The sequence below is a fragment of the Cypionkella sinensis genome, from assembly GCF_042646385.1.
GTDB lineage: Bacteria > Pseudomonadota > Alphaproteobacteria > Rhodobacterales > Rhodobacteraceae > Cypionkella > Cypionkella sinensis.
In genome coordinates, this window is sequence record NZ_JBHRTO010000001.1 from 185,390 (window position 1) to 197,848 (window position 12,459).

Genomic DNA, 12,459 nt, shown 5'->3' on the forward strand with positions numbered 1-12,459 from the left:
GCCGTCTTGTGTTGTCCACCTGTTTCTGCCAAATTTCTGTAGTAGGAATTGAGTAGGATAGCACATGGCACGGGGTTCCGATCTTCTGGACGACAAGACGGTGAAGGCCAAGACGAAGCCCGGTCACTACCGCGACGGCAGGGGGCTTTACCTGCAAGTGTCGGTTTGGGGCACGAAGTCTTGGGTCTTCCGCTACACCATCAACGGCAAAATGCGCGGCATGGGCCTTGGGTCGTATGAAGACGTTTCGTTGAAAGAAGCCCGCATTGAAGTTGATCGGCTTCGGGTGGTCGTTCGGGAAGGGCGTGATCCAGTCGAAGAACGCCGCACAAAGAAGGTCGTGCCTGACGCGCCGAAGGTCGTAACCTTTGCCGACGCGCTTGACGAATACATGAAGTCGGGCCGCATCGAAGACTTCCGCAGCGACAAGCACCGCAAGCAATGGCGGGCAAGCCTTGACCTTCATGCCGTGCCGAAGATCGGTGACAAGGATGTGGGCACCATCACGATTGACGACGTGAAGGAAGTTTTGAAGCCGATTTGGGCGACGAAGACCGACACGGCCCGCCGGGTTCGCGGTCGTATGGAAAGCGTGTTCGCTTGGGCGATTGACGAAGGTTGCCGCGAAACAGACAACCCGGCGTCGCCGAAGACGCTTGAAGTCTGGATAGGGAACCAAAAGAAGGCCGAAGCGCAGAACCATCCTGCTATCCCGCAAGCCGACTTGCCCACATGGTTCGCCGATCTTCGCCAACGCGAAGGCATGGCAGCACGGGCGCTAGAATTTGTGACCCTTTGCGCGTCGCGGTCGGGCGAAGTTCGCGGCGCAACATGGGGCGAAATCGACCTTGCGACGAAGATTTGGACTATCCCCGCCGTTCGCATGAAGATGAAAAAGCCGCATTCGGTGCCCTTGTCCGACGCCGCGATTGCCGTCTTGAAGGCGCTTCCGAACTTCGAAGCCGATCACAACGACCCGAAGGCGCTTGTCTTTCCGGCCCCCCGTGGTGGCGAAATGTCAGACGCCACGATTTCCGCCGTTATGAAGCGCATGAACGAAGCCAAGGCGAAGAAGAACGGCAAGGGCTGGATTGACCCGCATGTTCTGACACAACCCGAAGACCCCGCCGAAACCCCGCAACCGCGCCCCGCCGTGCCGCATGGCCTTCGCAGCACCTTCAAGGATTGGGCGACCGAAGCGGGTATCGACAACATTCAATCCGAAATCGCCCTAGCGCATCGCGTCGGCAACGAAGTCGAACAGCGTTATCGCCGAACCGATCTTGTTGAACAGCGCCGGGCCATGATGGCGGCTTGGGCGGGCTTCTGTCAGGGCGAAGCGGTCGCCGCAAAGGTCGTTCAACTGCGGGCGGGGGTTGCGCAATGACCCTGTTACCGTTCGGCGGGTTCGACGCGACCTTGCCGCATTCCGGCGAAGAAGCGGGCAACCGTCTTGTGCAGATTGCAAACGCCATGACCTGTGGGCAACCCGTGCCGCCCGAACTTGCGCTTTGGTTCTTCCAAGCCGTGAAAATCGGTTTGACGCCACAAGGCGAAATCAACGCCGACCGCTTCATGCGGGCATTGGGGCTGTTGAATGCGGTCGGCGACGACGGGAAGTATTCGGCGATATTCAAGGCGCATTGGTCTTCGCGATATGGCGAACTGAAAGCCTATCAACCGCGCAACGCCTTCAAGACGCTGATAGGCGAAATGGTCGCGGGCGGGGTCACAACGTTGCCAAGCCGCAGCACTGTCAACGCATGGCTAGACCGTTCGTTTGTTTCGCAACTGCCTTCACGCGAATACCTGCAAGTATCTGAAAACTAATAATTGTCCGGCAAATCCAGTCTTTGCCGGACAAGCCCCGACTTCCTGAATTGGTGCCCTAGCGGCTAGGTTGACACACATAAACATGTGTGGAGTGACCCAGATGAACGCCTTGACCAATTCGACCGCCACCCCGGCGGAAGCCCCCAAGTTCACCCCCGCGTCGCTTGTGACGAACGCCCTGTTAGGGACCGCTGATTTGTGCAGCGTTTGCCGCGCATCACGGGCGACAATCTATGTCTGGATTTCGTCCGGGTTGATGGTTCCAGCGATTAAGTTGGGGTCGAAGTCTTCGGCGTATCCGGCTTCGGAAGTGAACGCCATTCTTGCCGCCCGTATCGCCGGAAAGTCTGACGACGAAATCCGCGCCTTGGTCGTTCAACTGACCGAAGCCCGCAAGCATTGCGCGTAATGGCAGCCGTGTGGGCTGCCGAAATATCAACTAAGAGTTTGAAGCAAAAGGGGAAAAATCTTGCCCGCGATTGCTATTAAGAACCTAATACAGAATGGCCCGAAATGCAGTCCGATACCCACAACCAACAGCTATCCGAAAAGGGCCGAATGGCGCTTCATTGGGCCAAACTTGGCCTTTGCGTCTTCCCTGTCCAGAACGGAACGAAAGACAAGCTTCTTGCGGGCGGCTGGCAAACTGTTGCGTCGAATGATTTGGCGCAAGTTAAACAATGGTGGACGGATAATTCTGACGCTAATATCGGCTGCAACCTTGCTAAATCGGGTTTGGTCGCGGTCGATGCCGACATTTACAAGCCCGAATGCGAGTTCAACGCCTTCATGCAGGGCCGCAACCTGCCCGCAACCCTGACGCAGAAATCAGCGCGGGGCGGGTTTCACCTGATCTTTCGGGCGGAAGACGCTGCGAAGTATCCCGGTAAACTCTGCGAAGCGACCGAAATCAAGCATAACGGCTACATCATGCTTGCCCCTTCGACGTTTGCGGGGGGAATATACACGGTCGAAAATTGGGCAGAACCTGCGCCATGCCCCGAATGGGTTTCGTCACGACAGGCTTCGACCTTCGATACCCACACTGTGCAAACCCCGATCAACGACCCGAACCCGGCTGCGCCGATCACTGACGAAGCCTTGCGGGATACTGTCTGCGGTTCGCCCGCGAACGCGGCCCATTACAACGGCACAAGCGACCTTGCCAAAACGAACATGTCGGAAGCTACTTTCGCCCTGACATGCGCCGCCTGCCTCTTTTCCAGCGACGAAGAACAGGTTCGCCGGGTGGTCATGGCAAGCCCCCTTGTCCAGAACAGCCCGCCCAAGGGCAGCGAAACGCGGGCGCAGAAGGTCCAACGACTGTGGGCAACTGAATACCCCAAGGCAGCCCGCCGGGGGGCGCAGGAACGGCAACAGCAGGCGCAGGCAGCCGCACATGGGGCGCAGATAGCGGCAGCCATAGGGCAGCCTGCCAGCGGGCAGGGGGGCACCACGGGCGATGGGCTTATGAGCCTTGTCGAAATGCGAACCAAGTTCAAAAACGAACCGCCGCAAGCATTCGTAATCGACCGCAGAATACCGGAAGGGGAAGCAACCCTTCTATCCGGCGATGGCGGCACGGGTAAGACATACCTTATGCAGCAAGTCGCCGTTTATGTCGGAACAGGTTCGGGCGAAATAATCGGCAAAGTTGATCGTGTTAGCCCCGTCTTAATCTGGACCGCCGAAGACACGCTGAAAATCCTAGACGAACGTTTTCAGCACATCGAAAAGTCGCGCCATATTGCAAGCTGCGGTCAATGGGCGGCGCAAAGTCTTGCTAATATCAAATGCCGCGACGTGCTAGGGGCCGCATTGTGGGTTGTTGATCGTGACAATCCAGCGGGAAAACCTACGCCCGCAATGGCAGCACTAGCCGCCGACATTCGCGCAACTTCGGCAAGGCTTGTCGTCTTGGACAATGCCAGCAACTTGTTTCAAGCGAACCCGAACGACCAAGTTCAAGTTACCGCCTTTGCAACAGAACTGCGCCGAATTGCGCGGGAAAACCATTGCGCGATTGTGCTTCTAGCGCACGTCAACGCCGAAACGGCTTCAACGAAGTTCGGCCCGATCACTAAGACGTATTCGGGCACGGTTGCTTGGAACAACGCTTTCAGGTCGCGCATGTTCATTCGGAAAGTGCCAGCCGAAAACGGCATTCCCGAACACGTCGTCGTGTCGCACGAAAAGACGAACTACGGGGCGCTTGCCGAACCTGTCCGGTTGAAGCGCAACCCGGAAAACGGCGTTCTATCGTCGCTGTCCAATCACGAAATTGCCGATGCGATTGACGAAAGCTTGTCGCCGCTTGTTGAACAGGTCTTTACCCACATCGAATTGGCCCACAAGCGGGGCGAACCCATTCGAACATCGCTAACGGGGTCAAGGAACTTCTATCAGTGTTTGGCCGAAATGTTCGGAAAAGATTATCCCGACGGCGACAAAGAAACACGGCGAAAGGTCCGAATTTCAATCGAACGGCTGTCCGCAAGCGGTCGCATTACAAAGCTAAAAGAATGGAAAAGTGGAAACCACTTCCATTCATGGGGTGTTTTGCAGCCTGACGACCCCCGGTATGGCAAGGGGGCGTGACCGTGAGTTCGGAACTAACGATACCGTCACTTCGAACCCATACAACCCCCGTGAGTTCTCTACTCAGGGGGTATGGGGGAACTACTCGGACAGATTTAACTGACGCTCGGAAGTCACGGTGCCACGGCTGCCGCGACCCTATGGCCCCCATGTGGGCAAGCGCATGATGGCAGAGCGCCCGGCTGCCAAACACAACTACAAAACAACGCCGAATTGACCGTCGAAGAAACCTACTACATCCCTACTAAGGAAATGCCGAAATGAAAGCCAAAATCGACCGCGACAAAGAAGCCTTGTTTGACGACCGGGCGCATGAAGATGTGAGGAAGGTTCTTAACGTTGCCGAAGACAAGTTGCTTGAAGGTCAAATTGAAGACCCTATTGAAATCGAAGAATACCTTTGTCGTTTTTACATCGAAGAAGTCGCCGGAATGGTTCAGGGCGCTTCGTGGTTTCTGCAATGCGATGCAACCGAAGGTGCCGAAAACTTCCTGTTGAAGTGCGTCGGCGGTTTTACCGATAAGCCGCATCCGATACGACGGCTTCTTCGACCAAATAGGCTTCGGGCTTGCGGAAATCAGTTGTCGTTTCATACCGCAACGTATTTTCCTCGCTACCGTCCGATTTTGACGCAACGCTATACCGAAGAACTGCATCGCCCCGACAACAGCGTTTTAATTGGCGCGGGGTTCAACGGCATTTTGCATCTTGCCGCCGCAAGCCTTCCGGGCGTTCGGGAAGAAGTGAACCGCGAACTGCGCCGTCGCGGTTTGGACTATGACGCCGCCAAGGTTCCCGCCGCGCATCTTGAACGCCGTATGCGGGCGCTTGGAAGTTCCGGGCGAATGATCGGCAAAGGCAACTGACATGAACGCCCGTCTTCGCAACGCCTTCGTGAACCCGGCGCAGCTTACCGACCAAGACCTTGCTGATATGGCCGCAGCCATGAAGAAAGACGCTTCGACCGCAGCCAAACGCCGCAATCGCCTGCAAAACGCGGGCGGGTCAAATGGCGAAGAAACAGCCCGGAACGAAGCGGCAAGGCAGCGCCGGGCCGATCTTCGCAAGCTGAAATCGGCATGGGGATAGGGCGCAGAAACTTTCTTTTGTCCCGGTTTGTCTGCCGTTGTCTGACCCCAATTTGCCCCCTTGCCAGCCTAAAAACGACCGCCCTAAGTGGCCCTTAACCCCGCCCTGCATGTCGAATTTGAACGGTATTTCGATGGAAAACCCCAAGCCTGTTTGGCCTTCGCCAGTGACCCCCATACCCCCGGAAGCGAAGAAGCGTATTCAGCCTATCGGGAACTTAATTCAGGTTCGCGATCACATGGTTCGCATATTCAAAGAGGCAAGGCGCGGTGAAATTAAGGTCGATGATGCGTCGAAATTAATTCACATGCTTTCGCTAATTCAGCGTTCGTTTGAAAGTTCCGACTTGGAAGAACGGCTTCGTCGCTTGGAAGGTGCCGCATGACCCGGAACCTTGCCGCCCGGATTGACCGCCTTGAAGCTGCGAAGCGCGTCGTGCCGAAGGTTCTTGGCATTTCAGTCGATGGAACGCCGATGTGGCGCGAAGTTATGCGCGACGGGGTTCTTCACTGTCTGCCCCGTTATGAACACGACGAATGGGCCGAACGTTGCCGCTATCAGCAAGCCGAACTGCAAGAACAGCTTCGCGGGTTTGCCGCCCTTCTTGGTGAAGAAGACACGCCCGACGCCCCGGCCATTGTGGGCAATGATCGCCTTGCGCCGCTTCCCGCCGGAAAGAAGCGCCCCCGTTTCATCGAAGCACATGGGCGCGAAATCGACGCCTTTACTCTCACAAGGAACTGACAAAATGGCCCTAGTTAAAACCCCCCAAGCCCTGCAAACCATGCAATTCCTATCGACCGATAGCGGGCGAAAAGCCATGTGCGGGGATTGGACAAAATTCGATGCTGTGCCCGGCACGAAGCTTGCGAAACTGCACCATGCTATTGACGACGCGGTGAAAAGAGTTTCGGCCCTTGAATGGGACAAGACCCGTTCCGAACCGCAGCGCCACCAAGCCGCCCGCAAGATCGCCGAAGCCGTCGTTGCCGAAATCAACAAGACCCGCGCCGAACTGAAAGCTTACACGGAAAACGAAACGAACGCAGCAATGGCCGAAATTGACCGGGCGCTTGCCCCTTCGATTGATACCGCCGCGCAAGTCGTTCGGTCGGAAATCCGCGCCTTCGTCCTGTCGAAGAAGGGCGACCCTGATTTCATCACCGAACTGCGGGGCTTGGTGGAAAGCGACCTTCGGTTTGCAACTGCGATTTTTGAAGCGCCCGCCGCGCTTTCCGGCATTTCGCCCGAACGCATGAACACCCTTCGCATGAACGCCGCCCTTGCCCATGCCCCGGAAGCTTCGGAACGTGTTCGCGTTGCATCCGAAATCGCCGGGCTTGACCGCAGCCTTGCCAGCGTCGCAATGGAAATCCCGCGTTCGTTCTATAGCCCCGGCGTCGAAGCTGGAATGCAAACCCGCGTCGAAGTTGACGCCCCGCTTTCGACCGGGGAAGGCCAGTGACCGCCGCCGCCGAAATCGCCGCATGGCTTGCCGCTTCGTCGCAGAACGACCGCAGCCCCAAGGGTGACTTGATCGTTCGCGGCCCGTTCGGGGAATTGGTCACGGTCGGGCTTGACGACGTGCCGCCAGAAGCGCCTGCGGGCTGTTTGCCCCTGTTCACCCTGGCATCGGGTTTCGTGCCCACATGGGCCGCGCCAGAGGGGCAGCAACGGCTTTCAGACAGGGCGCAGCACGTCGCTTGGCTGGCAGGAGCAGGACGCCCGGATTTCCCCGCTGTTGCCGTCCTGCGGATCGCCACAGGGGCCACCATGCGCCAAGCCTGCACCGCAGCGGACATCGACCCCGACGCGCCCCTTGTGGGCATCCCCGCAGCCGCTTTCTAACGATCTTCCACAGGGCCACTGAGGAAGCTACCTGACCCCCGTTGCCGCAAAGTTTCGGGGGTCTTTTTTCTACTTCTTGGTCAGGATGCCAGCTTCAAGCTTATCAAGAAGGGCGTCCGCTTCATCTAGAAGCTTTAGCTTTTCGGGCCAAAACCTGCCGTCCGCTGCGGCACCATTGACCCAAGCGGCTCTTGCTTCTGCATCCGCTAGCCATTGGATACGGTTGTGTATTTGGGTCAAACGCGCCTGAATTTGCGCTTCATCTACCATTGTTTTTCCTTCAAGGTTCAAGTCTGCGGCGGCGGGTTGTGCCAGCCTGTGAAGATGCCCGCTAGTTCGGTCACAACGTTGTTCGGGTCGCTATGTTGAACGTCGTCAAGATCAACGCCAAGCACTTCGTAAAATTCGGCAATAGTGATTTTGCGCCGCCAAATCAGGCGGGCAACTTCCAGAAGAATTTCGTCGCGGTCTTCCAAATTTCACCCCTCTAAAGTTCCCGCGCTTCCTTGCTAGATGCGCCCCCGTGAGCATGGCAGAACCCGCCGTCTTCTTGAAGCCAAACTTCAAACGGTCGCTGTATGCCGCCGCTGACAGAGTTCTTGCATCGCGTTCCCTTCGAAGTAGTCGCGCCGCAACGTGGTTCGCCGCTTGTCGCAACCCAATCAAGATACTGTTGCTTGAAGGCACCGTTCTTTCGGGCGAACCATTCTTCGCGGTCTTGAACGAAGGGCTGCACATCTTCCGGCGCAAGCGTTACCGTTATCCCGCCCCAAGGCGCGGGCACCGAACCGACCAAAGAAATGCCCGCAGCTTCCATCGCGTCAACAGTCTTGCGGTCTATCGTCATGCGTTTCCCCGTGTTCTTCGCCGCAATATGCAGCCTTGCCGACGTTCGACGCAAGCAAGCTGTTCACGTTCGCGTGATCGGTTCCGGCGCTTCGGCAGGTCAAAAGGGGCGGATTTTTCGCTGTAGTAGTTCTGTAGTAGGATTTTGGCGCTTTGGAATTTCGCAGCAAAATCAACAGCTTACAGAAGGAAGTGGCAGCCCGTAGGGGAGTCGAACCCCTCTTGCCTGGTTGAAAACCAGATGTCCTAACCGATAGACGAACGGGCCACTGCGGCACCTCCTAAGGGGTTGGCGCGCGGGGTTCAAGAGGGGAAAAGCGCCTTAGCCGTCGATTTTTGCGCCCATCAGCGCGATGGCCTGCTGATAGACCTTGGCGCTGTTCCATTCCTTGATCACGGCGAAGTTCGGCTCGCCTTCCTGATAGCCCAGACCCGGCTGCCAGCCCTTCTGGCGCAGATAGTTCGCGGTGGTGGCCAGCGCATCGGTCATGTTGGTCAGATCAATGCGGCCGTCGCCATTGCCATCCTGACCATAGCTGAGCGCGTTGCCGGGCAGGAATTGGGTGTGGCCGAGTTCCCCATGTTTCGCGCCCACCGACTTCGCCGAGATCGAGCCCTGGTCGACCAGCAGCAGCGCGCCGATCAGATGCGGGCGGAAGAAATCGGTGCGGCGACAGTCGAAGGTCAGGGTGGCGATGGCCGAGACGACATTGGTGTCGCCCATGAAATTGCCGAATCCGGTTTCCATGCCATGAATTGCCAGCAGCACACCCGCAGGCACGCCATATTGCGCCTCAAGCCCGGCATAGAAATCGGGATTTTTCTTTTTGCGCGCGCGCCCTTGCGAGATGATCGCATCGGCACCGCGCACGTTCAGGAATTTCTGCAGGGTGTACTTAAAGCTTTTCTGATTGCGGTCAGCAGCGATGGTGGCCTTGGAATAGCTGGCCCCGAGCAGGGCAGCGCGTCCGGCCTGACCGACGCCATCGGCCTTGACCTCTTGCGCCATCTCGGCTTTCCACGCATCAAACCCGGCGGAGGTATTGCTGCAGGTGGCCGCAAAGGCCGGGGCGGCCAGGGTCAGGGACAGAATTGCGGCGGCAAGAGATTTGTTCAACACGTTGGGCACCCAGCAAGGAATTGTTGCGGGCAGAATAGCCACGCAGCACACTTGTGCAAGGGGGCTGACATTCATCAGCAAAAACAGGGATTTGTCAGAAGTGGCAGCCCGTAGGGGAGTCGAACCCCTCTTGCCTGGTTGAAAACCAGATGTCCTAACCGATAGACGAACGGGCCACTGAGGGCGGTGTTTAAGGGCTGTGCTTGCGCTTCGCAAGAGGAAAAATCACGCTTTTGCCGCATCTTCCAAGCGAAATTGCACGCGGGTCTTGCCGCCCCATGTGTTCAGCTCTAGCCGGCCGGCGAGGTGAAAGCGCTGGTGGCCAGCGTTTTCCAGCGCGGGGCCAAGGGCGGTGTCGAAAGCGCCGAAAGCGATGCCTTCCAGCCGCGCGCCCATGTTGTCGCCAAACGACAATTTCAGGTGCTTCTCGCCAACGCGGCGGGTGGTGAGTTGGGTGTCGGCGAAGACAAAGCGGGGGGCGGGGGCAGAGGCACCGAAGGGGCCAGCGGATTCGATTTGCTCGACAAATCCTGGAGTTGCGGCGGTGGGCATCAGCAGGCTGTCGACGCGCAGATCCTCGCGCCCAGCCGCACCTGCGCCTTGTTTGGCCAGCAGTTCTGCAAGACGCTCCATCGCGGCGGGCAGTTTTTCGCGGGTGACGGACAGGCCAGCAGCCATTTTGTGACCGCCGCCTTTCAACAGCAAACCCTCGGTGGCCAGACGGTGGATGGCAGCGCCCAGATCAACGCCTGCGACCGATCGGGCCGAGCCTTTGCCCTCATCGCCGTCAAAGCCGATCACCACGGCGGGGCGGTGGCTGGCCTCTTTCAGGCGGGCGGCGACGATGCCGACCACACCGGGGTGCCAGCCGTCGCCAGCCGCCCAGACGAGCGGGCCATCCATGCCGCGCATTTCGGCTTGCGCGAGGGCTTCTTCGCGGACGCGCGCCTCGATATCGCGGCGTTCGGTGTTCAGTAGGTCAAGCCGTTCGGCGAGGGCCATGGCCTCGGTCGGGCTGTCGGTTGAGAGCAGCCGCGCGCCGAGGTCGGCTTGGCCGATGCGACCGCCTGCGTTGACGCGGGGGCCGAGCAGGAAGCCCAAAGCATAGGGGGTGGGGGCCTGATCCATCCGCGCGATATCGGCCAGTGCGCGCAGGCCTGCGCGTTCGCGCCGTGCCATCACCTTCAAGCCTTGGCGCACGAAGGCGCGGTTGACGCCGATCAGGGGCGCCACATCGGCGACGGTGGCGAGGGCGACAAGATCAAGCAGCGCCATCAGATCAGGGCCTTGCGCCCCATCTGCGCGCAGTTGCCGGTTGGCTTCGACCAGCATCAGGAACACCACGGATGCAGCGCAGAGATGGCCGAGATCGCCGTCTTCGTCTTGCCGGTTGGGGTTCACCACGGCAAAGGCGGGGGGCAGGGTTTCGGCACCAAGGTGGTGATCCAGCACGACCACATCGCATTTGGCGGCGGCAATGGGGTCATGGCTGAGGGTGCCGCAATCGACGCAGAGGATCAGGTCGTGCTGGCGGCCAAGTTCCGCCATGGCGGGCACGTTGGGGCCATAGCCTTCGTCGATGCGGTCGGGGATATAGAGCGTGGCCTGCACCCCCATCGCGCGCAGCCAGATGATCAGCAGGGCGGCGGAAGATCCGCCATCCACATCATAATCGGCAAAGATCGCAATGCGTTGCCGGGTTTTGACGGCGTGCAGAAACCGGGCGGCGGCGCGGGCCATATCGCGCAGTTTCAACGGATCGGGCAGCAGATCGCGCAGTTGCGGGGCAAGGAAGGCTGGGGCGTCTTGCGGTGTGACGCCACGGGCGACCAGCGTGGCGCAAAGGGCCAAGGGCAGGCGGGTGATCTGGGCCATCGCCTCGGCCAGACGCTCGGCTTCATCGCCGGGGCCGATCCAGCGGCGCTGGGTGAGCGAGTGTTCGACGGAAAGAAATGCGCGCGCTGTCATGGCTTGGGTGTGCCCGACAGCGCGGCGCGGAGCAAGGCGGAATTTGAAAAATTCCGGGCCGATTTCTGCATCAGAAATCGGGTCTTTCATTGATATGGGGTCTTATTTCATTGGGCTTTTATACAGCATCCGCCGCACTGATCCGGTTTTAGACCGCATCAGGATGGTTTCGGTTGTCACCCAGCCGGGTTCGATCTTGATGCCTTGCAGGATCGAGCCTTGGGTCACGCCGGTGGCTGCAAAGATCACATCGGCTGTCACCATCTCGTCGCGCGTATAGACGCGGTTCAGATCGGTGATACCGGCTTTGAAGGCGCGGGCTTTTTCGTCGTCGTTGCGGAACAGCAGCTTGCCGTAGATCTGGCCGCCCATGCATTTCAGCGCCGAGGCTGCCAGCACGCCTTCGGGGGCGCCGCCGGAACCCATATACATGTCGATCCCGGTGATTTCGCTTTCGGCGCAATGGATCACACCCGCCACGTCGCCATCGGTGATCAGCCGGATCGCGGCCCCGGTGGAGCGGACTTCGGCGATCAGCGCCTCGTGCCGGGGGCGTTCGAGGATGCAGACGGTGATTTCATCTGCCGCCACGCCCTTGGCGCGGGCCAGGGCGCGGACGCGTTGGGCGGGGGCCATGTCGAGCGTCACGGTGTCAGGGGCAAAGCCGGGGCCAATCGCCAGCTTTTCCATATAGACGTCGGGGGCGTGCAACAGGGTGCCGCGCGGGGCCATGGCGATGACGGTCAGGGCGTTCGGCATATCCTTGGCGGTCAGCGTGGTGCCTTCCAGCGGGTCAAGCGCGATGTCCACCGCCGGGCCGTTGCCGGTGCCAACCTCTTCGCCGATGTAAAGCATCGGGGCCTCATCCCGCTCGCCTTCGCCGATCACCACGACGCCCGCAATATCGAGCAAATTCAACTGGTCGCGCATGGCGTTGACGGCGGCCTGATCGGCGGCCTTTTCGTCACCGCGCCCGATCAGTTTGGCCGAGGCGAGTGCTGCGGCCTCGGACACGCGGGCGAGGCCGAGGGAAAGCAGGCGGTCTTGAAATTCGGTAACGTCGGCCATGGGATGTCCTTGGGGCGAAATGGAGGGTTTCCTTCGTCTAGCCGGGGGCGGTGAGGGCGGCAAGGATGGTCGCGCTAACACTGTGGCCG

16 protein-coding genes and 2 tRNA genes are annotated in these 12,459 nt (G+C 59.2%); 10 read left to right on the forward strand and 8 right to left on the reverse strand.

Features of this window, described 5'->3' with window-relative positions:
- The first annotated feature begins 64 nt into the window (after positions 1-64).
- The 10 genes from ACFOGH_RS00920 to ACFOGH_RS00965 all read left to right on the forward strand — a co-directional run bounded on the left by ACFOGH_RS00920 (position 65) and on the right by ACFOGH_RS00965 (position 7,368).
- Entirely contained in the window at positions 65-1,387 is a 1,323-nt protein-coding gene (locus ACFOGH_RS00920) for a tyrosine-type recombinase/integrase (protein ID WP_380071179.1), read from the forward strand.
- A 104-nt stretch (positions 1,388-1,491) separates the two neighbouring features.
- Complete coding sequence (locus tag ACFOGH_RS00925; RefSeq protein ID WP_380071180.1) at positions 1,492-1,830, forward strand: hypothetical protein; 339 nt, start codon at positions 1,492-1,494, stop codon at positions 1,828-1,830.
- Between the two features lie 103 nt (positions 1,831-1,933).
- Positions 1,934-2,242 (forward strand): helix-turn-helix transcriptional regulator, encoded by a 309-nt coding sequence (locus tag ACFOGH_RS00930; RefSeq protein WP_380071181.1) that lies wholly within the window; start codon positions 1,934-1,936, stop codon positions 2,240-2,242.
- Between the two features lie 104 nt (positions 2,243-2,346).
- Positions 2,347-4,431: an AAA family ATPase gene (locus ACFOGH_RS00935; protein WP_380071182.1), complete on the forward strand. Its 2,085-nt coding sequence runs from the start codon at positions 2,347-2,349 to the stop codon at positions 4,429-4,431.
- Between the two features lie 260 nt (positions 4,432-4,691).
- Complete coding sequence (locus tag ACFOGH_RS00940) at positions 4,692-5,297, forward strand: hypothetical protein (RefSeq protein WP_380071183.1); 606 nt, start codon at positions 4,692-4,694, stop codon at positions 5,295-5,297.
- A 1-nt stretch (position 5,298) separates the two neighbouring features.
- Positions 5,299-5,520, forward strand: a complete 222-nt coding sequence (locus ACFOGH_RS00945) for a hypothetical protein (RefSeq protein WP_380071184.1) — start codon at positions 5,299-5,301, stop codon at positions 5,518-5,520.
- Positions 5,521-5,629: 109 nt separating this feature from the next.
- Complete coding sequence (locus ACFOGH_RS00950) at positions 5,630-5,905, forward strand: hypothetical protein (RefSeq protein ID WP_380071185.1); 276 nt, start codon at positions 5,630-5,632, stop codon at positions 5,903-5,905.
- The gene (locus ACFOGH_RS00955; RefSeq protein WP_380071186.1) at positions 5,902-6,264 is read left to right on the forward strand and encodes a hypothetical protein; all 363 of its coding nucleotides are present in this window, start codon (positions 5,902-5,904) and stop codon (positions 6,262-6,264) included. The genes ACFOGH_RS00950 and ACFOGH_RS00955 overlap by 4 nt, the downstream gene beginning before the upstream one ends.
- Entirely contained in the window at positions 6,167-6,985 is an 819-nt protein-coding gene (locus ACFOGH_RS00960) for a hypothetical protein (protein ID WP_380071187.1), read from the forward strand. The genes ACFOGH_RS00955 and ACFOGH_RS00960 overlap by 98 nt, the downstream gene beginning before the upstream one ends.
- Positions 6,982-7,368 (forward strand): hypothetical protein, encoded by a 387-nt coding sequence (locus ACFOGH_RS00965; protein ID WP_380071188.1) that lies wholly within the window; start codon positions 6,982-6,984, stop codon positions 7,366-7,368. The genes ACFOGH_RS00960 and ACFOGH_RS00965 overlap by 4 nt, the downstream gene beginning before the upstream one ends.
- Before the next feature lie 69 nt (positions 7,369-7,437).
- Here the strand turns inward: ACFOGH_RS00965 and ACFOGH_RS00970 are convergent, their stop codons facing one another.
- The 8 genes from ACFOGH_RS00970 to glpX all read right to left on the reverse strand — a co-directional run bounded on the left by ACFOGH_RS00970 (position 7,438) and on the right by glpX (position 12,370).
- Positions 7,438-7,638 carry a hypothetical protein gene (locus tag ACFOGH_RS00970; RefSeq protein ID WP_380071189.1) on the reverse strand — a complete coding sequence of 67 codons (201 nt, stop codon included), beginning with the start codon at positions 7,636-7,638 and terminating at the stop codon, positions 7,438-7,440.
- 17 nt (positions 7,639-7,655) lie between these two features.
- Positions 7,656-7,844 carry a hypothetical protein gene (locus tag ACFOGH_RS00975; RefSeq protein ID WP_380071190.1) on the reverse strand — a complete coding sequence of 63 codons (189 nt, stop codon included), beginning with the start codon at positions 7,842-7,844 and terminating at the stop codon, positions 7,656-7,658.
- 11 nt (positions 7,845-7,855) lie between these two features.
- Positions 7,856-8,215, reverse strand: coding sequence for a hypothetical protein (locus ACFOGH_RS00980; RefSeq protein ID WP_380071191.1), 360 nt, complete (start codon positions 8,213-8,215; stop codon positions 7,856-7,858).
- Positions 8,216-8,407: 192 nt separating this feature from the next.
- Positions 8,408-8,482: transfer RNA gene (locus ACFOGH_RS00985), tRNA-Glu, on the reverse strand.
- Positions 8,483-8,536: 54 nt separating this feature from the next.
- Positions 8,537-9,331, reverse strand: coding sequence for a lytic murein transglycosylase (locus ACFOGH_RS00990; RefSeq protein WP_380071192.1), 795 nt, complete (start codon positions 9,329-9,331; stop codon positions 8,537-8,539).
- Between the two features lie 104 nt (positions 9,332-9,435).
- A tRNA-Glu gene (locus ACFOGH_RS00995) sits at positions 9,436-9,510 on the reverse strand.
- Positions 9,511-9,559: 49 nt separating this feature from the next.
- Positions 9,560-11,302: a single-stranded-DNA-specific exonuclease RecJ gene (gene recJ / locus ACFOGH_RS01000; RefSeq protein WP_380073940.1), complete on the reverse strand. Its 1,743-nt coding sequence runs from the start codon at positions 11,300-11,302 to the stop codon at positions 9,560-9,562.
- 102 nt (positions 11,303-11,404) lie between these two features.
- Positions 11,405-12,370 carry a class II fructose-bisphosphatase gene (gene glpX / locus ACFOGH_RS01005; protein ID WP_380071193.1) on the reverse strand — a complete coding sequence of 322 codons (966 nt, stop codon included), beginning with the start codon at positions 12,368-12,370 and terminating at the stop codon, positions 11,405-11,407.
- Between the last annotated feature and the right edge of the window lie 89 nt (positions 12,371-12,459).